The sequence below is a fragment of the Serratia symbiotica (Periphyllus acericola) genome, assembly GCF_964019515.1.
Taxonomy (GTDB): domain Bacteria; phylum Pseudomonadota; class Gammaproteobacteria; order Enterobacterales; family Enterobacteriaceae; genus Serratia; species Serratia symbiotica_D.
Window position 1 is genome coordinate 995,512 of record NZ_OZ026452.1, and the last position, 21,273, is coordinate 1,016,784.

Below are 21,273 nucleotides of genomic sequence, written 5' to 3' on the forward strand. Positions count from 1 at the left end.
CTTTGACGGGCACCGTGCTTATCAGGCCTGTTGTCTTTTTCCCCACGCTTTTTGCTACAGTATCGACACTAGGATAAACAGGATGTGCTCATGCTCGTTATTATTTCACCTGCTAAAACGCTTGATTATAAAAGCCCACTGGCAACAGACCGCTATACACAGCCTGAACTGCTGGATGCGTCACAGCAGCTTATCAAAAGTTGCCGCTCGCTGACGCCAGCAAAAATCGCTACCCTGATGGGTATCAGCGACAAGCTGGCCGGGCTGAACGCCGCACGTTTTAGCGACTGGCAACCTAAATTCACGCCAGAAAACGCTCGCCAGGCACTGCTAGCGTTCAAGGGCGATGTCTATACCGGCCTACAGGCGCAAGACTTCAACGAAGCCGATTTCGATTTCTCCCAGCAGCACCTGCGCATGCTTTCCGGCCTGTACGGAGTACTGCGTCCGCTCGATCTGATGATGCCCTACCGGCTCGAGATGGGCATAAAACTCGAAAACGCCGACGGCAAGGATCTGTACAGCTTTTGGGGCGAGCAAATCACTAAAAAGCTGAATGAGGCGCTGGAACAGCAGGGGGATAATGTAGTGGTCAATCTCGCCTCTGACGAATACTTCAAGTCAATGAAGCCAGCCAAGCTACACGGCTCAGTGATCAAGCCAGTGTTCCTTGATGAAAAGAACGGCAAGTACAAGGTGATCAGCTTCCATGCCAAGAAGGTACGTGGGCTGATGAGCCGCTTTATCATCAAGAACCGCCTGACCCAGCACGAACAACTGTTAGACTTCGATTTGGAAGGCTATGCCTTTGACGAGAGCGCATCGCAGGGCAACGAACGGGTGTTTAAACGCCCTGAGCAGTAATGAAAAAGCCGTCGCAAAGACGGCTTTTCGTTTTATGGCGCAGGGTTTCAGGCAGGTAATGACAGCAGAAAATTGCGTAATAAATATATTCTGTAGATAAAATGACCTCATGGCCCCTTGAATGTAAAGCGGCCATCGATGCGCAGTGGCAGAAATTTAGCGGCAGGACATGCTGTGTTTGCCGGTGGAGGAATTTCTCGCTGTATACTATTTTACCGTCGGTGAGCTGATTGGGATGGATATTTGGCGTAAAAAAACTAGTCAGCTAACAGAGACAAAGGAACATTTCCCATTGAACTGCTTATCTGAGGTGCATGATGCTAGCGCAAATTTGCCAACTGTCCCGCGCGGCGGGGGCGGCGATCATGGCGGTATATGACGGTGAACAACCGCTTAATATTGAACAAAAAAAAGACCATTCACCGGTCACACCGGCTGATTTGGCAGCACATCACATCATCAAATGCGGCTTAGCAGCGTTGACGCCAGAGGTACCTCTGTTGTCGGAAGAAGATCCGCCAGCTTGGGAAGAACGCCAAAACTGGGCGCGTTACTGGCTCGTTGATCCGTTGGAAAGCACTAAGGAGTTTCTACACCGCAACGGCGAATTCACCGTTAATATCGCGTTGATTGAGCATGGCGAAGCGGTGATGAGGGTGGTGTATGCGTCGGCGATCGACGTGCTGCATCTGGCGGAAGGTAACAACACCTGGAAAGAAGAGAAAGGGCAGCGTAAGCTGATTACTGTTAGTAATGCCCAGCCGCCGCTGGTGGTAGTGAGCCGCTCGCATATTGATGATGAATTGAAGGACTATCTGAATCAGCTTGGTGAGCATCAGATTATTGCCTTCGGTTCATCGCTAAAGTTTTGCTTCGTGGCGGAAGGTAAGGCGCAGCTCTACCCACGCTTTGGGCCGACCAATATCTGGGATACTGCTGCAGGCCACGTGGTGGCCGACGCCGCTGAGGCGCAAATCCACGATTGGCAGGGTAAACCTTTGATCTATGCCCCGCGTGAATCTTTGGTTTTCTCCATGTTCAATCTGAGTTTCAGGCTCTCCTCGAGTACGCTTCAGCACTCCTCCCTGATGGCTTCCGCCTGTGACTTGGTGCCTTTGACGATGAGTGCGAAGTCATTGGTATACCTACAGTAGGCAACGGCGGGTTGCCATCGACATTCGATAGTCTGTTTTCATATGTTCATGAAGGGGCGTTGTTGAATAAATCGAACTTTTGGCCGAGATGAGGATCCGATCACTCTCCTTCTGTCAAAATAGCGACATTCCGTGGCCCAGCAAAAGTTCAACATCACCAACTGGAAGGCTTACAACAACGCCCTTATCACTCGGGGTTCACTCACTTTCTGGGTGGATGAAACTCAAGCGGTGGCGAACCAGCGCGTTACCGGAGACAACACACTGTGGAAAAGTATGACAGGCTACCACCGACGTTCGATAGCGGAAACAGTGAGGTACAGAGTAAAACAGCTATTTGGTGGTCACCTGTCGCTGCGAGATTATTATGGGTAAGTTGCAGAGGCGATGGCCATGATCTGTGCATTAAACAAGATGCCGCTCACCGGTATGCCAGAAAGTGTACGCCTTGCCTGAAAGATGCCCATTCACGGGACTCTTTATTCCAAATCCGATTGATTCAACAACGCCTATGTTCACTTGCGTTGTTGAATACCAAGGTTGAAATCTTGGCGGCTCTCTGAACGTATGGATCGAATGGGAGGAGCGTAAAAGAATGAGAATCTTCCAATATTATAACCCTTTGAAAGTGGCGAAATATGTTAAGACTCTATTTCGTGGTCGGCTGTATATTAAGGATATAGGCGAATTTGAATTCGACAAAGGGAAAATCCTGATGCCAAAAATCCACGATAAGCGCCACTTCAGCGTGATGTCAGAGGTCAATCGCCAGGTATTACTGCTGCAATCAGAAATGGGGTGATCGGGATCTGAGCCTGGGTAAAAAATTGCGGCCCTGCTTTAGGGCCGCTGATGTTTCTGCGGTGAAGCCGCTAAGCCAGTAGGGATTAATCAGTTACCTTTGGTAGCGTTGCTATCGGTTTGTCGCTTAGCGGTGTGACCAACAACTGATCAATCTTGTAGCTGACGATATCCACCACTTCAAACTTGTAGCCAGCGTATTTGACGAAGTCTGTGCGCTTGGGGATCTTGCGCAGCATATACATAATAAAGCCGCCTATGGTCTCGTAGTTGCCTGCCTGTGGGAACTCATCGATATCCAGCACACGCATTACGTCTTCGATCGGCGTGCCACCCTCGATCAACCATGAATTTTCATCGCGCGCTACGATCTGCTCTTCCTGGCCCTGACCAACCAGATCGCCCATCAGCGTGGTCATCACATCGCTGAGCGTGATGATGCCGACAACCAACGCATATTCATTGAGGATCACGGCAAAGTCTTCGTCGGTAGTTTTAAAGCTTTCCAATGCTTCTGACAACGTCAGCGTATCTGGCACGATTAGCGCTGAACGGATCTGCATACCGCTGCTCAGTACTAGGCTTTTATTGCCCAGCACACGATTCAGCAGATCTTTGGAATCGACATAGCCGATCACTTTATCGATATGGCCATCGCACACCAGGAACTTGGAGTGTGGATGAGTAGATACCTTCTCGATAATGCTTGTTTCACTCTCGTTTAGGTCGAAGTACACCACGCTTTCGCGCGAAGTCATTGAAGAAGGTACCGTACGCGATTCTAGCTCAAAGACGTTTTCAATCAGTTCATGTTCCTGCTTACGCAGCACGCCTGCCAATGCGCCAGCTTCCACCACCGCATAGATATCGTCAGAGGTGATGTCATCCTTGCGCACCATAGGCAGTTTGAACAAGCGGAAGATCAGATTGGCCATTCCGTTGAAGAACCAAACCAGTGGCCGAAAAATCATGATCGAGAAACGCATCGGGTTGATGATCCGAACGGCGACCCTCTCTGGCGCAATCATACCGATGCGCTTCGGGGTCAAATCTGCTAACAAAATAAACAGGCTGGTCACCAGCACGAAGGAGCAGATAAAGCTGACTTGTTCCGCCAGTTCTGGCGACAGAAAGCGATCTAATATCAGTTTAAAGTAAGGGGAAAAGGCTGCATCGCCGATAATACCGCCAAGAATGGCCACGGCATTCAGGCCGATTTGTACCACAGTGAAGAAAAGGCCTGGGGTTTCTTGCAGTTTGAGCACTTTGCTGGCATTGATGTTACCTTCGTCAGCCATCAATTTTAGTTTGATTTTGCGTGATGCAGCCAGAGATATTTCAGACAGTGAGAAAAATGCACTCGCCGCGATCAGTAAAAGGATCAGTAAAATACTGTTTAACATAATCTATCCATAGGTACCTACAGCGCTTTTGGGGAAGGGGTGTGCATTGTAAAAATTAGTGATAACAACCAGGAAGGAGGCTACCAAGCCACAGGTGCGGCCCGCATAGTATAGCAGTTGCGCCACAGGGGTCGCCAGTGGTTAAAAAAATTACAACCGGACAGTGGTTAGCACTATGGTTGCAGGCATATGCCGATGCCGCCAAGGCTGCAATAACCTTTAGAATTTTTGTACAGGTACTGTTGGTGATCATCCTCGGCATAGTAGAACGGCAACGCCGTGACAAACTTGACCGTGACCCAACAGTGCAGATCTTGGGCTACGCTTGGAACCTGTTGTATTGTGGGCAAGGGGTGAATAGCATCTCCGGCAAACTCCGATGTAGCCTGAAACCCATTGGGTAAAGGTCATTCTCTTGTTGGGCATTTAATGGAGTATATCTTCCGTGTTGACCCTTTTTCGCCTGCTTTCGTCAGTCGCGCTGCTGGTATGGGGTACCCACATTGTACGCACTGGGATAATCCGGGTATACGGTACCAACTTGCGCCGCATTTTGAGCGACAGCATTGAAAAAAAGCCACTGGCCTTCATTTCTGGCATCGGCATTACCGCGCTGGCACAAAGCAGCAACGACACCGCGTTGTTGGTCACTTCATTTGTCGCGCAGGGGCTAGTAGGGCTAGCACCTGCACTGGTGATCATGCTCGGTGCTGATGTCGGTACCGCGCTGATGGCAAGGGTACTGACTTTTGATCTTTCTTGGCTGTCGCCGCTGCTGATTTTGGTCGGTGTATTCTTGTTCCTCAGCCGTAAGCAAACCCGTATTGGTCAAATTGGTCGTGTGAGCATCGGTTTTGGGCTGATCATACTAGCGTTGGAGCGGATTGTTGCGGCGGCCACACCGATCACCCAGGCGGCCGGTGTAAAGGTATTATTCTCATGACTGACTGGTGATGTGATGCTGAAATCCCTAACCGGCTCGTTGTTTGCTATTGTCAGCTATTCCAGCTTGGCAGCAGTATTATTGACCGCTACCCTGACTACATCCGGTGTTATCTCGTTGAAGGTAGCGCTTTGCTTTGTGATCAGTGCCAATCTTGGCAGTGGCCTGCTTGCGGTGATCACCACCAGCGTCCAGAACGCTGCTGGCCGCAGGGTGGCGCTCGGCAGCATGTTGTTCAAACTTCGCGGTTGCTTACTGGTGCTGCCGTTCGTCTTTTATTTGGCCAATATGATGAGCCGAGTACCTGGTAGCAATAAAGAGTTTGTGATCTACTTCCATGTATTTTACAACTTGATCCTTTGCCTGGTGCTGATCCCACTGACAGGGACGATGGCAAACTTGTGAGATATGCTGATCGCCGACGTAGCGGCCGACGATCCCCTTCTGCGGCAACGGCACTTGGATGCCAGCGCACTGGATAGCCCAACGTTGGCACTGGCTAACGCAGCGCGTGAAACCTTACGTATGGGAGATGCGGTGGAGCACATGATGATACTGCAACGGGAAGTGCTGCTTGGCAAGCATGGGCAAGATAAAGAGGTGCGTCGGCTGGACGATGATGTTGATGTGCTTTACACCGCCATCAAACTTTATCTGGCGCAGATTCAGAAAGAGGATCTGGGTGAAGAGGATTCCCGCCGATGGGCGGAGATCATCGAAATGGCTCTTAACCTGGAGCAGGCTGGCGATATCATTGAACGCATGGCCGGTGACGTGGCGGCTATAATCGTACGCGGTGCGGCGAGCGTTCTCAAATGAGGGGTAGGCAGAGCTGAGTGCGTTGTATGAGCGGCTAATCGATAATCTACGCCTGAGCCTGTCGGTGTTCCTGTCCGGTGATATTGCTAGAGCTAAACGGCTGCGTCGCCCAAAACACCGTTTCCACATTTTGGATCGCCGTTATGCTCATACGCACGTTGACCGTCTGCACCAGCAAAGTGTGCAGAGCATCGAAACCAGCTCGCTGCATCTCGGATTGTTAGGGGATATGAAAAGGTTGAACTCACTGTTCTGGGCAGTGGCCTACAATGTGCTGGATCAAGATGAAAAGGATGCAAGGTCGTGACTGAAAAGATAACCCAAATCCGCTGAAAAATTTTGGGGCGCAAATGTTTGCGCCCTGAGAAAGACGACTCACTTATTCGAACAGATTATGATGTAGAGTGCGGACTACCTGATCGGCATCGTCACCCGGCACCATAAACCATAGGTTATAACTGCTGGCACCGTAGCAGATCATACGGATGTTGAAGGGATCGAGTACCCCGAACACTTCTTTGCCCACGCCACAGGCTTGAGATAGCTTATTGCCGATTAACGCCACCAGCGCCAGGTTTTCCTCCACTTCCGTCCGGCACAGCGATGACAGTTCGGTTAACAGTGAAGTGGTCAGCAGGTTACCGCTGATAGAGGTAGAGCCTGTGGTGTCCATGGTCAGCGCTACGCTGACTTCTGAAGTAGTAATCAGGTCAACTGAGATATTATGCCTCGCCAGAATGTTGAACACTTCGGCCAGAAAGCCGCGTGCATGCAGCATATTCAGGCTGTGCAGCGTCAACAGGGTTTGTTTGCGGCGCAGTACTAGCGCGCGGAAAAGTGGTAGATCCTCGGTAGTGTAGCATACCAGCGTGCCGCCAGCGGCTGGCTCCTTGCTGGAACCGACAAACACCGGAATATCATTGCGCACCGCTGGCAGCAGTGTGGCCGGGTGCAACACTTTGGCACCGAAGGTGGCCATTTCCGCCGCTTCTTCGAAGGTGATTCTATCGATGCGTTTGGCCAGCGGTACCACGCGTGGATCGGTGGTATAGATGCCTGGCACATCAGTCCAAATATCAATCTGGCTGACATGCAGCGCTTCGCCCAACAGTGCGGCGGTGTAATCGCTGCCGCCACGCCCCAGCGTGGTGGTATGGCCTTTTGGGTCGCTGCCGATAAAGCCCTGAGTAACCACTAGTGCCTTCTGTAGACAGGGTTTCAGTAGCGTCAGGGTAAGTTCCCTCAACGTGGTGCAGTCCGGCACGGCACGGCCAAAGTGATCATCGGTACGCATCACTTTGCGCACGTCAAACCATTCAGCCTGCACGTTTCGTGCGCATAAAATATCGACAAACAGCAGGGTGGACATCAGTTCCCCGTGACTGACCAACTCGTCGGTCAACGCCGGGGAGGTAGCCAACGCTGCGGCTTCCGACAGCATAGCAATATTTTCCAGCATGCGATCGATTTCTTTACGGCTTGCATCCGGAGCGTTGAGGCGATCGAGGATGGTGTATTGGATGCGGCGGATCTCATCGAGCCGACAGTTGCGGTTGTCGGCATCGCAACCTTCGGCCAGAGCTACCAGCAGGTTGGTGATGCCTGCCGAAGCGGACAGCACCACCAGGCGCACTTGAGGGTTAGCGAGCACGACATCGGCGCTGCGGTTCATGGCTGCGAAGTCGGCAACGCTAGTGCCGCCGAACTTGGCTACCACGGTAGAATTTTGGGGTGCTGCTTGGATCATTAAAAACCTCGTGTCAGGGATGCTATCTTCAGACAGCATTTTATTTCATAGCCTTGTCACAAGGGGAGAGCGGTAAACAGGGAGCAGGCGTAGAGGTTAAAGCTACGGATACACCCAGAAGCGCTCCACCTTGCTGACCGCCCCATAGGAGCGATCTTGGTGGCAACTCAGGGGATTCAGCCCCTGTAGCCGATACGATGATCGCCGTGCATCATCCTACCTCGGCATCGCACCCCCTCCAGTGCCGTCATTGGAAAACGGTTCCTCTGACACCCTACCTGGGCGATGTACCTCTTCTAGCTTGCGTATCGGGTACGCAAGTAAGGCTGTTAGGAATAGCGGGTTATTGCGTGGCTGTCAACGGGCTGATGTTGCGAGATGTGTCGTACCTGGCGAAAACGATGCCATAGGTTTTGATAATTAGTACCTATCGCAAGAAAAGAGATCATAATCACAGTCGAACAAGGCTACAATCAAAAAATTGTTTCACATTATTCTCAAGTCTAAGAGTACTGCTATGAAAAGTATCAATCCAACTCAAACTGCTGCTTGGCAAGCCTTGCAGCAACATTTTGCACAGATGAAAGAGGTTCGTATCACCGATCTGTTTACGCAGGACAGTGAGCGTTTCTCCAAATTTTCCGCCACTTTCAACGACCAAATGCTTGTGGACTACTCAAAAAATCGCATCACTGTGGAAACGCTGGAGAAACTACAGGCGCTTGCGAAAGAAACCGATTTGCAAGGCGCAATCGCGTCGATGTTTGCCGGTGAGAAAATCAACCGCACTGAAGACCGCGCGGTGCTACACATTGCCCTGCGCAACCGCAGCAACAGCCCGATTATTGTTGATGGCAAAGACGTCATGCCGGAAGTTAACGCCGTGTTGGTAAAGATGAAACAATTTTGTCGCCTGGTGATCAGCGGCGATTGGAAAGGCTATACTGTCAAACCGATCACTGATGTGGTGAACATTGGCATCGGCGGTTCTGATCTTGGCCCTTATATGGTGACTGAAGCGCTACGGCCCTATAAAAATCACCTGAACATGCATTTCATCTCCAATGTTGATGGCACCCATATCGCCGAAACCTTGAAGCCGCTGAACCCGGAAACCACGCTGTTCTTGGTGGCTTCCAAGACTTTCACCACTCAGGAAACAATGACCAACGCCCACAGCGCGCGCGATTGGTTGCTTAATAACGCTGGCGACCAGCAGCATGTAGCGAAGCACTTTGCCGCGTTGTCCACCAACGGCAAGGCGGTGGCCGAGTTCGGAATCGACACTGACAACATGTTTGAATTCTGGGACTGGGTGGGTGGCCGCTATTCCTTGTGGTCGGCGATCGGCTTATCAATTGCGCTGTCAGTGGGTTATGAGAACTTTGAACAGTTGCTGAGTGGCGCACACGCAATGGATAAACATTTTGCAAAAACCCCGCTGGAGCAGAACCTGCCGGTGCTGTTAGCGCTAATCTGTATCTGGTACAACAATTTCTTCGGCGCTGAAACCGAAGCTATTCTGCCTTACGATCAGTACTTGCACCGTTTTGCCGTCTACTTCCAGCAGGGCAATATGGAGTCCAATGGTAAATACGTGGATCGCAACGGCAATCGGGTTGACTACCAGACCGGCCCCATCATCTGGGGGGAGCCGGGCACTAATGGTCAACATGCGTTCTACCAGCTGATTCATCAAGGCACGAAGTTGGTTCCCGGCGACTTTATCGCCCCGGTAGTCAGTCATAACCCGCTGAGCGACCATCATGCCAAACTGTTATCGAACTTCTTCGCCCAGACCGAAGCCTTAGCCTTCGGCAAATCGCTGGAGATGGTGGAAGAGGAGTTCACTACTGAGGGCAAAAAACCGGAAGATGTCAAGCATGTGGCACCGTTCAAGGTATTTGAAGGCAACCGTCCAACCAACTCTATCCTGCTGCGAGAAATAACCCCGTTCAGCTTGGGCAGCCTGATTGCTCTGTATGAGCACAAGATCTTCACTCAAGGTGCCATTTTAAACATTTTCAGCTTCGACCAGTGGGGGGTGGAGCTAGGTAAGCAGTTGGCTAATCGCATACTGCCGGAATTGGCAGGCAACGAGAAAGTCAATAGTCACGATAGTTCGACCAATGCCTTGATCAACCGCTTTAAAGAATGGCGTTAAACATCGCCTGAGTTGCTGTCAATAAAATCGCTCATCACCCGAAGATCAGGCGACCGTCGGCGTAGCTTTTTTGGCTAAAGCTTTGTGGGCTACAGGGTTATCACCTGTTTTCGCGGCCATGGATCTTCAGGGTTACAGCCTACTTTTGAATCTGTCAAATTGACGAACTACAACCCCCACGAATCAGCCTGCCGCTTTTGTATTTCTACGTTACAATGCGACCCTGTTAACAGTTTGTATCGTCTGACGTGGGCTGTAAGGGGCGGCCCCAGGCGTTGAGTAGAGCAATGTCTGGCAATAAGGATTCCATCCTACCACCGCTTGAGTGGTTATTCGATCAGCATCTGCCACTGCCTGCTGCCATCAGCGACTGGCTGATGGAGTTAGGTTACATGACCCGTCATTCTGAGCGCCATTGCACGCGGATACACATCGAACTGCAGCGCGCCTGCTTTTTGATCCGTGATCAATTGGGCGAATTGGGCGAAGAAGCCGAGCATCTACCGGACAGCACGCGCTACTGGCTGCGAGAAATTGTGCTACTGGGCGACACGTCCATCCTGGTTGTTGGGGCGCACGGTGATCCCACAGGAAGCAATGACTAGCCCGGATCAGGTGCTGGTGGATATGGGGACGCAGCCGCTGGGACGCTATTTGTTTAACAGCGGCAATATGACCCGATATTATATTCATATTGGTCAACAGAATACGCTATGGGCGCGCCGCTCCCACCTGAGGCTAGCGGGCAAGCCGCTTTTGTTAACTGAACTGTTTCTACCGGCTTCACCGCTGTATGTGTAACTCATTATAGACAAATACCTTGGAGGAAGTGTGACTCAAAGCAAATGGCGGGCTTACAGCCATCTAATGCGCATCGATAAACCGATCGGTAGCCTGCTACTGCTGTGGCCAACGCTGTGGGCGCTGTGGCTAGCTGGGCAGGGTGTGCCGCCGTTGTCGATCCTGCTGGTGTTCGTGCTTGGCGTGTTCCTAATGCGTGCTGCTGGCTGTGTAGTGAATGACTATGCCGATCGTGCCATTGATGGCCACGTGAAGCGCACTGCCGAACGTCCAATGCCGAGGGGTCAGGTGAGTGAAAAAGAGGCCAACGTGCTGTTTGTGGTGACGGTACTTATCTCATTCGGGCTGGTGTTGACGCTAAATGCGATGACCATCTGGCTATCGCTGGCGGCGCTGGCGCTGGCATGGATTTATCCCTTTATGAAACGGGTGACTAATCTGCCGCAATTCGTGCTGGGTACTGCCTTTGGCTGGGGCATCCCGATGGCCTACGCCGCAGTCAGTGAATCGCTGCCACTTAGCTGCTGGCTCCTGCTACTGGCCAATATCTGCTGGACTGTGGCCTACGACACACCGTATGCGATGGTAGATCGCGATGACGATCTAAAAATCGGCATCAAGTCTACCGCCATCTTGTTTGGTCGCTATGACAAGCAGATCGTTGGGGTATTGCAGTTTGCCACCCTGCTGCTGCTGCTGTGGGTTGGCTATCTGGCGCAACTGGGTGAGGTATTTTACGGGGCGTTGTTGCTAGTGGGCGTGCTGTTTATCCATCAGCAAAAACAGATCGCCACGCGTGAGCGTGAAGCCTGTTTCAAAGCATTTATGCACAACAATTACGTTGGGCTGGTGGTATTTATCGGTATTGCGCTTAGTTATTTGACAACTTAGAACCTATCCCAGTAGGCATACATTGTGCCAGTTTGGACACCGACAGAACAACCGGCGCGTACAGGGGTGCCGTGAGGATGATGAGCGTTAGGGCCAAAATGGCAAATAAAATAGCCTAGTGTGGTAGGGTGCTTAACGGACTGCGGATAATAAACCAAGGCACCTTTCGGTGCCTTTGGCATATTTGGTACAGGTTGCTGCTCAGTCCTCTTTCGCTTCCTCGGTAGCGGCTTCATGTTGCGCGTTGATTTCTACTGGCATGCTGACGCCTTCGATAGTTAGCCTGATTTCTGGGGTAATCAGGTTGCTCAGCATGGTGTAAACCTCCAAAGTAGGCTCACGGATCGCATCGCCGATATCGTTGATGTAGCCTTCTTCACGCAGCGTCGCTACCAAGGTGGCGAATACTGCTTTGTCGAAGAACTCCGGTGCGTTGATGCCGTGTAGCATCGACAAGCGCTGCGCTATGATACAGCTCTCTTTCTCCAGCGCACCACGGTTGATGCTTGGATTAGTGCTGAGCACTGACATGGTGATAGCATAGCGTTGCAGGGTTTCACGCACGCCAGCAGCCAGCAACTGCAATGGACGGATACGATCCGGATTTAGCACCAGATCCTCGTCTTTACCACAGATCAACTGTTGACGAATCATTTCATTGATTAGCGGCTGTAGCACCTCCGCTAACTGTTCCTTTTCGTAATGCAGGAACAATTCAGCCTTCAGCATGGGGTAAATCAGATCAATCTGCCGCAGTAACTCGCTGCGCGATACTTTGCGGTGATGCGTCACTATAGTGGCGATCAGTGAAGGTAGTACCAGCAGGTGGTGAATATTATTGCGGTAATAGGTCATCAGCACCGCTTGCTCACGCGGCAGGATGATGATATCCCCGATGTTATCCTGCTCTACCGCGAACTTGTTCATACTCAGCGCATGATCCAACAATTCATCCGGCGTCTGAACCGGCACGGTAACATCGTGGGCGTAAGGCTCGTTACGCATTAATTGCAGGTAGCACTCAAGTTGTTCAAGCAATTGCTCGCGGGTCAGCGAATGTTGGCGGGAGGCCAGCAGCGCGGTAGAGCATAGATTTACGGCATTGGCCGCAGCGGCATTGTTGATGCGTACCATGATTTTTTCCGCCAGATCGTTGACCGTTGGTGTCATCCAACTTGGGCGTTGGGCTTCGATAGGATCGATCGATTCACGCCACTGCGGCACATTCTGGTTCAGATAGGTGGTCAGTGGTAGCGGATCGCCGAAGTTGACGTAACCCTGGCCCAGGTTGCGTAGTTTGCGCAAGCCGCGCAGCATCTGAAGCAGACCCTCTTTTTCCTTAGTGGCACCGCGTAGTTCTTTGGCGTAAGTGCCCACTTCCATCACATGTTCGTAGCCGATGTAAATCGGCACCAAAGTGATCGGCCGGGTGCCGCCGCGTAGCATCGCCTGAATGGTCATCGACAGAGTGCCAGTCTTTGGCTCCAGCAGGCGTCCGGTGCGGGAACGGCCACCCTCCACAAAGTATTCTACCGAATAACCCCGAGTGAACAGCTCACCGAGGTATTCGCGGAACACCGTGGAGTACAGCTTGTTGCGCTTGAAAGTACGGCGGATGAAGAATGCGCCCAGGCGACGAAAGATCGGCCCGGCTGGCCAGAAGTTGAGGTTGATGCCGGCCGCGATGTGTGGCGGCACAAGCCCTTGATGATACAGCACATAGGACAGGAGCAAATAGTCCATGTGGCTACGGTGGCAGGGTACATAGACGATCTCGTGGCCGTCTTGGGCCAGTTGGCGAACGCGCTCAGCATTGGTAACGTTGATGCCCTGATACAGCCGGTTCCAGGTCCAGCTCAACACGCGGTCGGAAAGGCGCACGGCCTCGTAGGAGAAATCAGCGGCGATCTCTTCCATTAACACGATGGCGTTCTTCTGGGCTTTATCAAGGGAGATTTTTTTGCTGTGTGCTTCGTCTTTGACGGCTTTTTCGATCGCTTTGGAAGCCAGCAGCTTGTTGAATAAATCCTGCCTTGCTGGCAGGCTGGGGCCGACTGCGGCCAGACGCTGGCGCGAAAAGTGCATGCGCGCTACGCGTGCCAGTTTCTGCGCGATGGCTGTGTCTGTGACGTATTCGGAGGCCATGTGGCGCAGCGAAACAGTATTGGAGAAACGTACGAAGCTGTCACGGCCGAGCCACAGCACAGCTAATAATTTCTGAACGCTGTTCAGCAAGCGCATGTGTGGTGTGCCTTGGCCTTCTCGCCCAGGTGAACGGCCAAACATCACCGAGACCGGCAGCATCTGAATATTGAGACTCGGATTACTGCGGTGCAGATCCAGATAGTCGTGGAACAGCTTTACTGACTCTTCCTTCGACGTGTAATAACGGAACAGGCGCGGGCCATCGTGAATAAACACATGGCTCGGCAGCACCCTGCCATCGATTTCCAATAGGTCAAGAGGATCGGGCAGATCTTGCTCCAGGCACTGAGTGCGTAGCGTCAGAAAATCCGTCTTGGAATTATAAGGCAAAATATACAAAATCGGCCGTGAGGGATCTAATCCTAGCTCCCTGACAGGATCTGAAGGGATAACCTTGCTTCTTACTAATAATTTTAGTAGTAAATTCAATAATTTATAATAAATTTTACGCCAACCTGACATAACTACGTGAAGCCTCTTATTAGCAATGCACCACAATCATACCAGAAACCGGGTAGCAGATCTGCGGTATTGGAAAACGAGAGCCGACATCACTGAGTGATCTAGACTCTTTTTATGATTTACCTCTGAGAAAGGCATAGAACCATGGCAAATCAAGCAACGAGCCTGACCCGTATTATTAAAGCCGCTGGCTATTCTTATAAAGGACTTGCCGCTGTTTGGCGGTATGAGGCGGCATTTCGCCAGGAAAGGATATGGGGCAGCGGCAATAATGTTGCGGGCGATCGTGTTGGTGCTGTTCGTTTGGGGTTCGATTTTGTTGCAAAACTTCATTTGAGCGGGGCGTGACACCCTGATTTTATTCATTCGTCGGTTCCCAATTTAGGCATGCCTGTATATACTTACAGCAAAACTGTATAAACAAACAGGGGGTGGAATGAAAGCACTAACTACCAGGCAGCAAGAGGTTTATGAACTGATTCGCGATCATATTTTGCAAACAGGCATGCCGCCGACACGTGCTGAGATCGCTATACGTCTGGGGTTCCGCTCACCAAATGCCGCCGAAGAACATCTGAAGGCGCTAGCGCGCAAAGGGGTCATCGAGATCATTTCCGGCGCGTCGCGCGGCATACGCCTGCTGATGGAAGATGAAGAAGGTTTACCGCTGATTGGTGGCGTGGCTGCTGGCGAGCCACTGTTGGCTCAACAGCATATTGAAGGCCACCATAAGGTAGATCCTTCCTTATTTAAACCAAACGCAGATTTCCTGCTGCGGGTTATCGGCATGTCGATGCGCGACATCGGCATTTTGGATGGCGATTTGTTAGCGGTACACAAAACTCAGGATGTGCGCAATGGCCAAGTCATAGTAGCGCGCATTGAAGATGAAGTTACCGTCAAACGACTGAAAAAAAACGGTAACATGGTTGAACTGCTGCCGGAAAACAACGAATTTCAACCGATAGTGGTCAATCTGCGCCAGCAAAATTTCACTATCGAAGGTCTGGCAGTCGGTGTGATACGCAATGGCGACTGGATTTAAGCGTCACGCCTAACTAAACCGTTGTCCCCTGATTTAACCCGCCCCTGATTTGGGTCGGTTCCGTTTTACTCCACCTAATGTGGCAACTGCACTACCATGGGAACATTGTATAATGCACCTGATATCCGCCTTTACCAGCGATACCGATAAAGCCCTGTGGCACCTTGGCCCTGCCTATGATCTTCTCTAATATCACCGTGCCGTTGCTAGGGTTAGTGGATACTGCTATGATCGGCCATCTTGATAGCCCAATCTGTTTGGGTGATGTGGTGATCGGCGAGATGGTCAGTAATTTCCTATTTATGCTGCTACTGTTTCTGCGAATGAGCACTACCGGGTTGGCAGCCCAAGCACTGGGAGCGCAGATCCCGCAGAGGCTGGCGCGTGCCTTTATGTAGCCGCTTATATTGGCACTATAGACCGGGTTGGCAATGTTGCTGCTGCGCCACCGGCTGATTGATTTGGCGCTGCGGATCGTTGGTGGCAACGTTAAGGTACTGGAACAGGCGCGACTTTTTCTGGAAATTCGCTGGTTTGAGCGCCCCGGCAGTACTGGTCAATATGGTGCTACTCGGCTGGCTGCTCGGCGTGCAGCATGTGCGTGCGCCGGTGATCTTCCTGATTGTCGGCAACCTGCTGAATATTGTGCTGGATATCTGGCTGGTAATGGGACTGGGCTGGAAGGTGCAAGGGGCAGCTATGGCGACTGCCATCTCAGAATATGCCACGCTGCTACTTGGGCTAGGACTAGCGTGGGATATCGTTGCTGATGTTGCAACAGGCTTGGCGCGGCAACCTTATGCGCTTGCTGGCCCTGAACCGCGACATCATGTTGCGCTCGTTGCTGCTACAACTATGTTTCGCCTCGCTGACCCTCTTTGCCGCACGCCTAAGCAGCGAGGTGATGGCGGTAAATGTGGTATTGATGAACCTTCTGGCCTTCTCCGCCTACGCTTTAGACGGCCTTGCCTATGCGGTTGAAGCACATTCGGGTCATTCCTATTAGCGTACCGTGGCTAGGCAACAACGGGTTGTGGCTGGCGCTGGCATCTCCATAGGGTGCATGGCAGTTGGTTTGCAGCACCAGAATGATGGAAATATCTACACACTCATTTATGCTGCCAGAAAAAAGAGGCGGCTGAGAAAGAAGTGAAATCTTGGGGAACTTACAACAAGTAGCGCTAATAGCACCAGATGCATTCGCGGATTGACATCTGAAGCTACTATAGCTGGCTTGACAATAGCAACAAAGAGATCCTGTTAGCCCAGCCTATGTCCTTTTGATGGCGATGCTATGATCGTGCTCGCCACAATTATGCTTGCTGTCGCAAGCTTCAACCTCAACACAGCCAGTACACAGTCCGTGTGCTTCCACCACGCTGTGGCACAGCGCAAACCCTGACTCTTTAGCCAGCTTTTGCAGCGTTTTTTCCACGTCGTCGGTGGTGCGCTCGGTCACTTGGCTACAGCGATCACAAATAAGCAGCGCAGAGGTGTGCATTGGCTGCCCAAAATGGTGGCACAGTATATAGCTATTAGCCGACTCTACCCGATGGATAAATCCTTGATCCATTAAGAAATAGAGCGCGCGGTAAACCGTGGGTGGCTTAGCCTGTGGCTCGGCGATCCGCAGCAGGTCGAGTAGGTCGTATGCGCTGATTGCACTGGGCTGCTGTGACATCAGGCGCAGTACTTCCAGCCGCTGCGGCGTTAATCGCACATTGCGTTGCCTACAGAGCTGTTCAGCCTGCACTAACAGATTTTTCTGGGTGGTTGAATTCATCGCAAATACCGCTCCCGGAGCTAAATGACCGATTTTAACATAATTTAACATAATTACGGCGAATCACCGAGACAACGGTTTCTATTGGGGTTACCCAGGTAGCAGCGCCAGCTTTTGCTAACCTATAGGGCCAGAATATTTTGCTTTCACGATAAATACAATTGCCGTCTTATTGCACGCCAGGAATGCAACGGTAGTGGAAGCAACCTGATAGGCTCTCCTCATTTTCTGCACCACGACTGGAGTATCAGCGGATAGAGTTCTGTAGCATTAACCCAGGCGTTATTGAATAAATCGAACTTTTGGCAGCTACGCGGATCAGATCACTCTCCTTCTGTCAAAATAGCGACATTCCGTGGCCCAGAAAAAGTTCAACATCACCAACTGGAAGGATTACAACAACGCCCTTATCACTCGGGGTTCACTCACTTTCTCGGTGGATGAAACGGCACTTCACGCCTGGTCCTGCGAGGCAAAACCTTCTCTGCGTGGTCGCCGACAACATTATTCCGATATGGCAATGACCAGCGTAATGGCAATCACCAGCGTATTGATGCTGAAACGGATTTTCGGCCTGACACTTCGCGCCCTCCAGGGCTTCGTCGATTCCATTATCACACTGATCAAAGTGCCGTTGAACTGCCCGGACGACACCTGCATCAGTAAGCGGGCAAAGTCCGGCCATGTCCCGTTTAAAACCCCAACGCCGGGTGAAATTGCGCACCTCGTTATCGACTCTAGCGGGCTCAACGTGTTGGGTGAAGGGGAGTGGAAAGTAAAAAAATACGGTCAGGAAAAACGGCGGATCTGGCGAAAATTGCATTTGGCCGTAGATACAGAAACACATGAGGTCATCTGTGCTGACCTTTCCTTGAGCAATGTCACCGATACCGAAGCCTTCCCAGGTCTCATCCGCCAGAGGTACCGTAAAATCAAAGTCGCCTCGGCGGATCGGGCTTAGGATACGCGAGTGAGTCATGATGAGTTAAGGGGCAAGAAGCTCAAGGCGTTAATACCGCCCAGCAGCGGAGCCCGTTATTAGTCGGCAGACTATGCAGAGCGAAATCAAGCGGTAGCGAACCAGCGCCTTACCAGAGACAACACACGGTGGAAAAGTATCACAGGCTACCACCGACGTTCGATAGCGGCAACAGCGAGGTATAGAGTAAAACAGCTATTTGGTGGTCACCTGTCGCTGCGAGATTATGATGGGCAAGTTGCAGAGGCGCTGGCTATGATCTGTGCATTAAACAAGATGACGCTCGCCGGTATGCCAGAAAGTGTACGCCTTGCCTAAAAGCTGCCCATTCACGGGACTCTTTATTCCAAATCCGATTTATTAAACAAAGCCGATTCCGTGAGGTAATTATTCCTCATATATCATATTACTAATCATTAACCTAAAAAAATAATGGTTATTTTTATGAACAAATTTAGTAAATTACTTGCTTTAGAACTACTTGCTGGTACCGCGTTTTCTGCTGCTACTGCTTATGCCCAAGCTGCCCCTGCACCTATCCAATGCCAGGATGATGAAATTGCGTGAATGTTGCTGGCAAATGGTTATGCTTTAAGATTAAGTAATTCTTGATATCTAGGGTAATTGCTAAATCAGCCGCATGATTTTTAAACAGTAGTACGTTGCGGCGTGCTACTATTTCGTTTAGCGTAAAATAGTGCTAACTCTGTGATGTTTCTCTGCGAGGGTACGGTAGTAGAACGTTAAATCAGCGCGTTAAAACTGCATGAAATGGGTTTTACTGAGCTAAAAATTTTCAGATCAATATAAAGGCTGGGAGCCGAGTGGCCGAGTTTTGAAACGACGGTGTAGCCACATATATTGCTCTGGCGCGCGCATGATCTCCTTTTCCACCACTTTATTCATGTAAGCAGCTGCCGCTAGTTCATCTGCGATCGGATAATCTTCCAGCGCTGGTTGGATCAGCAGATCATAGCCACGGCCTTTCTCGCGGCGGATCAGCACTACTGGCACCATCGCTGGCTTGGCTATGCGCGCCAGCATAAAGGTGCCGCTGGTGGTAGCAGCTTGATCGACGGCGAATAGCGGGGCGAATACACTGCCACGTGGGCCATAGTCTTGATCTGGAGCGAACCAGACAGCATCACCACGCTTCAGTGCGTGCACCATACCGCGCAGATTCTTGCGATCGAGCATTGCTTTATTGGAACGCATGCGGCCTTTGGTCTGCGCCCATTCCATCGCCTTGTTATTGTGCGGGCGGTACATCGCCATCATCGGCTGGCACAGGCCCATGGCCCGGCCACCCAGCTCCAGCGACATAAAATGCACGCCAATCACTAACACGCCGCGTTGGTTCTGCTGCGCCATTTTCAGGTGATGGATGCCGGTAGCTTTGAACCAGCGATTGACACGCTTGTCCGACCAGAACCAGGCCATACCGGTTTCCATCAGACCCATGCCCAGTGATTCGAAGTTGCCAAGTACTTTGCGTTCTCGCTGTGCTTCATCCATATCGGGGAAGCACAGCTCCAGGTTACGGTGGGTAATGGAGACTCGGCGTTTCAGAAAGCGCATTGAGCTGCGGCCCATCCACCTACCAAGCCGATGCAACAGCGGATAAGGGAGCTGAACCAGGAAGAATAACAAGACCAGACCGAACCAGGTTAGCCAATAACGTGGGTGCAGCAGCGCCGATTGAAATTTTTGCGGATGCTTCATATGAACTCATTTATGCATTTGGGAACGGCAACCGGTGACCGATAACGGAGCCATTTACAAGTGATAAAACTTCTCCGACCCCGAGTAACACCATGGCTTAGGCAGATCTCTTGACTAAGAGATATTCGAAGGTGGTATACGGTGCTAATCTGGCTTCAGAGGGATAGCTGTTGGCTAGTCGAAAGCGACGCTAAGTATGTTTATCCTACCATAGAATCGAGAGACAATAGGCAAGAGAGCATATCTTCACTCTAGACTTTCGTCTGAATCACAAAACTGACTATCAATCATTACGTTAAAGCGAATGCTGCTCTGGTCGCCGGGTTTAAAGCTGACCGTAAAGGAAATCTCTGCACCGGAGCCAGCACGTAAGATACTCCAGCGTTAGTAGAAGCCACCGCTTTCCACGATGTTGTGAACACACAGCGGACAACGAACGCCTTCCTTAAGGGGCTGCAAGGCACGATGAACATTGACACCACTAATCCCCAGTATTTCGCCAGTACGGGCGATATTCCTGCTCTCCATAAACGTTATAAAAATTTCGCGCTTTCGGAAGGTGACCGCAACGTCTATTTTCATGGCAAGGCTCGTTAAAATTAAAAAAGGCGATACATAATCTTACTCGACTACCCCGGAACCGGTGCTACAAGGGCAGGGAAAAAGTGTAAACGGTCGGTTTTGTTGGTAGATCGGTTGTCTATCTATCGATGGGGGTTATAATGCCCACCTCGGGCGTTGTTGAATAAATCGAACTTTTGGCCTGCACGAGGATCAGATCACTCTCCTTCTGTCAAAATAGCGACATTCCGTGGCCCAGCAAAAGTTCAAGAAGTAAGCGGGCGAAGTCCGGCCATGTCCCGTTTAAAACCCCAACGCCAGGTGAAATTGCGCACCTCGTTATCGACTCTAGCGGGCTCAACGTGTTGGGTGAAGGGGAGTGGATGGCAAAAAAACATGGTCAGGAAAAACGGCGGATCTGGCGAAAACTGGATTTTGCCGTAGATACAGAAACACATGAGGTCATCTGTGCTGACCTTTCCTTGAGCAATGTCACCGATACCGAAGCCTTCCCAGGTCTCATCCGCCAGAGGTACCGTAAAATCAAAGTCGCCTCGGCGGATCGGGCTTAGGATACGCGAGTGAGTCATGATGAGTTAAGGGGCAAGAAGCTCAAGGCGTTAATACCGCCCAGCAGCGGAGCCCGTTATTAGTCGGCAGACTATGCAGAGCGAAATCAAGCGGTAGCGAACCAGCGCCTTACCAGAGACAACACACGGTGGAAAAGTATCACAGGCTACCACCGACGTTCGATAGCGGCAACAGCGAGGTATAGAGTAAAACAGCTATTTGGTGGTCACCTGTCGCTGCGAGATTATGATGGGCAAGTTGCAGAGGCGCTGGCTATGATCTGTGCATTAAACAAGATGACGCTCGCCGGTATGCCAGAAAGTGTACGCCTTGCCTAAAAGCTGCCCATTCACGGGACT

At 51.2% G+C, this 21,273-nt stretch carries 13 protein-coding genes, 11 pseudogenes and 1 riboswitch; of the genes and pseudogenes, 17 read left to right on the top strand and 7 right to left on the bottom strand.

What is annotated here, in order from left to right; all coding sequences use genetic code 11:
* Window positions 1-90: 90 nt before the first annotated feature.
* Together yaaA and cysQ are read left to right on the top strand one after the other, a co-directional pair.
* Window positions 91-864: a peroxide stress protein YaaA gene (gene yaaA, locus AACL06_RS05480; RefSeq protein WP_339036352.1), complete on the top strand. Its 774-nt coding sequence runs from the start codon at window positions 91-93 to the stop codon at window positions 862-864.
* A gap of 317 nt (window positions 865-1,181) precedes the next feature.
* Window positions 1,182-1,913, top strand: a pseudogene (cysQ, locus tag AACL06_RS05485) (3'(2'),5'-bisphosphate nucleotidase CysQ); the annotation flags it as partial.
* 26 nt (window positions 1,914-1,939) lie between these two features.
* Here the strand turns inward: cysQ and AACL06_RS05490 are convergent.
* Window positions 1,940-2,038: pseudogene (locus AACL06_RS05490) on the bottom strand (hypothetical protein); the annotation flags it as partial.
* Window positions 2,039-2,195: 157 nt separating this feature from the next.
* On the opposite strand from AACL06_RS05490, the pseudogene AACL06_RS05495 reads away from it, so the two are divergent.
* Together AACL06_RS05495 and AACL06_RS05500 are read left to right on the top strand one after the other, a co-directional pair.
* A pseudogene (locus tag AACL06_RS05495) lies at window positions 2,196-2,474 on the top strand (IS5/IS1182 family transposase); the annotation flags it as partial.
* A gap of 139 nt (window positions 2,475-2,613) precedes the next feature.
* Window positions 2,614-2,820 (top strand): DUF1107 domain-containing protein, encoded by a 207-nt coding sequence (locus AACL06_RS05500; RefSeq protein ID WP_339036355.1) that lies wholly within the window; start codon window positions 2,614-2,616, stop codon window positions 2,818-2,820.
* Window positions 2,821-2,905: 85 nt separating this feature from the next.
* Here AACL06_RS05500 and AACL06_RS05505 read toward each other — a convergent pair whose 3' ends face one another.
* Window positions 2,906-4,222: a hemolysin family protein gene (locus tag AACL06_RS05505; RefSeq protein ID WP_339036358.1), complete on the bottom strand. Its 1,317-nt coding sequence runs from the start codon at window positions 4,220-4,222 to the stop codon at window positions 2,906-2,908.
* 173 nt (window positions 4,223-4,395) lie between these two features.
* Window positions 4,396-4,503 (bottom strand): annotated as a pseudogene (locus AACL06_RS05510) (peptide-methionine (S)-S-oxide reductase MsrA); the annotation flags it as partial.
* A gap of 164 nt (window positions 4,504-4,667) precedes the next feature.
* Here AACL06_RS05510 and AACL06_RS05515 point away from each other — a divergent pair.
* Window positions 4,668-6,291, top strand: a pseudogene (locus AACL06_RS05515) (Na/Pi cotransporter family protein).
* Between the two features lie 72 nt (window positions 6,292-6,363).
* Here AACL06_RS05515 and lysC read toward each other — a convergent pair.
* The gene (gene lysC / locus AACL06_RS05520; protein WP_339036361.1) at window positions 6,364-7,731 is read right to left on the bottom strand and encodes a lysine-sensitive aspartokinase 3; all 1,368 of its coding nucleotides are present in this window, start codon (window positions 7,729-7,731) and stop codon (window positions 6,364-6,366) included.
* Between the two features lie 110 nt (window positions 7,732-7,841).
* Window positions 7,842-8,035: riboswitch (Lysine riboswitch) on the bottom strand.
* Between the two features lie 213 nt (window positions 8,036-8,248).
* On the opposite strand from lysC, the gene pgi reads away from it, so the two are divergent.
* From pgi to ubiA, 3 genes and pseudogenes are all read left to right on the top strand, one after another.
* Complete coding sequence (gene pgi / locus AACL06_RS05525) at window positions 8,249-9,895, top strand: glucose-6-phosphate isomerase (RefSeq protein ID WP_339038306.1); 1,647 nt, start codon at window positions 8,249-8,251, stop codon at window positions 9,893-9,895.
* 287 nt (window positions 9,896-10,182) lie between these two features.
* Window positions 10,183-10,696 (top strand): annotated as a pseudogene (ubiC, locus tag AACL06_RS05530) (chorismate lyase).
* A 66-nt stretch (window positions 10,697-10,762) separates the two neighbouring features.
* Window positions 10,763-11,587, top strand: coding sequence for a 4-hydroxybenzoate octaprenyltransferase (ubiA, locus tag AACL06_RS05535; protein WP_339038308.1), 825 nt, complete (start codon window positions 10,763-10,765; stop codon window positions 11,585-11,587).
* Window positions 11,588-11,788: 201 nt separating this feature from the next.
* On the opposite strand, the gene plsB is transcribed toward ubiA, so the two are convergent.
* Complete coding sequence (gene plsB / locus AACL06_RS05540) at window positions 11,789-14,254, bottom strand: glycerol-3-phosphate 1-O-acyltransferase PlsB (protein WP_339036364.1); 2,466 nt, start codon at window positions 14,252-14,254, stop codon at window positions 11,789-11,791.
* A 144-nt stretch (window positions 14,255-14,398) separates the two neighbouring features.
* Here plsB and AACL06_RS05545 point away from each other — a divergent pair.
* From AACL06_RS05545 to dinF, 3 genes and pseudogenes are all read left to right on the top strand, one after another.
* Window positions 14,399-14,509, top strand: a pseudogene (locus tag AACL06_RS05545) (diacylglycerol kinase); the annotation flags it as partial.
* A 181-nt stretch (window positions 14,510-14,690) separates the two neighbouring features.
* A complete protein-coding gene (gene lexA / locus AACL06_RS05550; protein ID WP_339036367.1) occupies window positions 14,691-15,299 on the top strand; it encodes a transcriptional repressor LexA in 609 nt (202 codons plus the stop codon).
* A 112-nt stretch (window positions 15,300-15,411) separates the two neighbouring features.
* Window positions 15,412-16,302 (top strand): annotated as a pseudogene (dinF, locus tag AACL06_RS05555) (MATE family efflux transporter DinF); the annotation flags it as partial.
* Between the two features lie 267 nt (window positions 16,303-16,569).
* Here the strand turns inward: dinF and zur are convergent.
* On the bottom strand, window positions 16,570-17,082 hold the full coding sequence (gene zur, locus AACL06_RS05560) for a zinc uptake transcriptional repressor Zur (protein WP_339036370.1): 513 nt from the start codon (window positions 17,080-17,082) through the stop codon (window positions 16,570-16,572).
* Between the two features lie 285 nt (window positions 17,083-17,367).
* Between zur and AACL06_RS05565 the strand changes: the two genes are divergently transcribed.
* From AACL06_RS05565 to AACL06_RS05575, 3 genes and pseudogenes are all read left to right on the top strand, one after another.
* Window positions 17,368-17,526 carry a hypothetical protein gene (locus tag AACL06_RS05565; RefSeq protein WP_339036373.1) on the top strand — a complete coding sequence of 53 codons (159 nt, stop codon included), beginning with the start codon at window positions 17,368-17,370 and terminating at the stop codon, window positions 17,524-17,526.
* A pseudogene (locus AACL06_RS05570) lies at window positions 17,459-18,379 on the top strand (IS5 family transposase). Before AACL06_RS05565 ends, AACL06_RS05570 begins: the two are co-directional and overlap by 68 nt.
* A gap of 114 nt (window positions 18,380-18,493) precedes the next feature.
* On the top strand, window positions 18,494-18,628 hold the full coding sequence (locus AACL06_RS05575; RefSeq protein ID WP_339036376.1) for a hypothetical protein: 135 nt from the start codon (window positions 18,494-18,496) through the stop codon (window positions 18,626-18,628).
* A gap of 234 nt (window positions 18,629-18,862) precedes the next feature.
* Here AACL06_RS05575 and lpxP read toward each other — a convergent pair whose 3' ends face one another.
* Window positions 18,863-19,783, bottom strand: coding sequence for a kdo(2)-lipid IV(A) palmitoleoyltransferase (gene lpxP / locus AACL06_RS05580; RefSeq protein ID WP_339036378.1), 921 nt, complete (start codon window positions 19,781-19,783; stop codon window positions 18,863-18,865).
* 303 nt (window positions 19,784-20,086) lie between these two features.
* Between lpxP and AACL06_RS10565 the strand changes: the two are divergent.
* The 3 genes and pseudogenes from AACL06_RS10565 to AACL06_RS05590 form a co-directional block, all read left to right on the top strand.
* Window positions 20,087-20,152 (top strand): annotated as a pseudogene (locus AACL06_RS10565) (hypothetical protein); the annotation flags it as partial.
* A 45-nt stretch (window positions 20,153-20,197) separates the two neighbouring features.
* Window positions 20,198-20,380, top strand: coding sequence for a hypothetical protein (locus AACL06_RS10570; RefSeq protein WP_425336892.1), 183 nt, complete (start codon window positions 20,198-20,200; stop codon window positions 20,378-20,380).
* A gap of 218 nt (window positions 20,381-20,598) precedes the next feature.
* Window positions 20,599-21,252: pseudogene (locus AACL06_RS05590) on the top strand (IS5 family transposase); the annotation flags it as partial.
* Window positions 21,253-21,273 lie beyond the last annotated feature (21 nt).

Excerpts from the sequence above, each read along its gene's own strand:
- yaaA (WP_339036352.1), top strand. The coding sequence starts at position 91 with ATGCTCGTTATTATTTCACCTGCTAAAACGCTTGATTATAAAAGCCCA.
- AACL06_RS05500 (WP_339036355.1), top strand. The coding sequence starts at position 2,614 with ATGAGAATCTTCCAATATTATAACCCTTTGAAAGTGGCGAAATATGTT.
- AACL06_RS05505 (WP_339036358.1), bottom strand. The coding sequence starts at position 4,222 with ATGTTAAACAGTATTTTACTGATCCTTTTACTGATCGCGGCGAGTGCA.
- lysC (WP_339036361.1), bottom strand. The coding sequence starts at position 7,731 with ATGATCCAAGCAGCACCCCAAAATTCTACCGTGGTAGCCAAGTTCGGC.
- pgi (WP_339038306.1), top strand. The coding sequence starts at position 8,249 with ATGAAAAGTATCAATCCAACTCAAACTGCTGCTTGGCAAGCCTTGCAG.
- ubiA (WP_339038308.1), top strand. The coding sequence starts at position 10,763 with ATGCGCATCGATAAACCGATCGGTAGCCTGCTACTGCTGTGGCCAACG.
- plsB (WP_339036364.1), bottom strand. The coding sequence starts at position 14,254 with ATGTCAGGTTGGCGTAAAATTTATTATAAATTATTGAATTTACTACTA.
- lexA (WP_339036367.1), top strand. The coding sequence starts at position 14,691 with ATGAAAGCACTAACTACCAGGCAGCAAGAGGTTTATGAACTGATTCGC.
- zur (WP_339036370.1), bottom strand. The coding sequence starts at position 17,082 with ATGAATTCAACCACCCAGAAAAATCTGTTAGTGCAGGCTGAACAGCTC.
- AACL06_RS05575 (WP_339036376.1), top strand. The coding sequence starts at position 18,494 with ATGGTTATTTTTATGAACAAATTTAGTAAATTACTTGCTTTAGAACTA.
- lpxP (WP_339036378.1), bottom strand. The coding sequence starts at position 19,783 with ATGAAGCATCCGCAAAAATTTCAATCGGCGCTGCTGCACCCACGTTAT.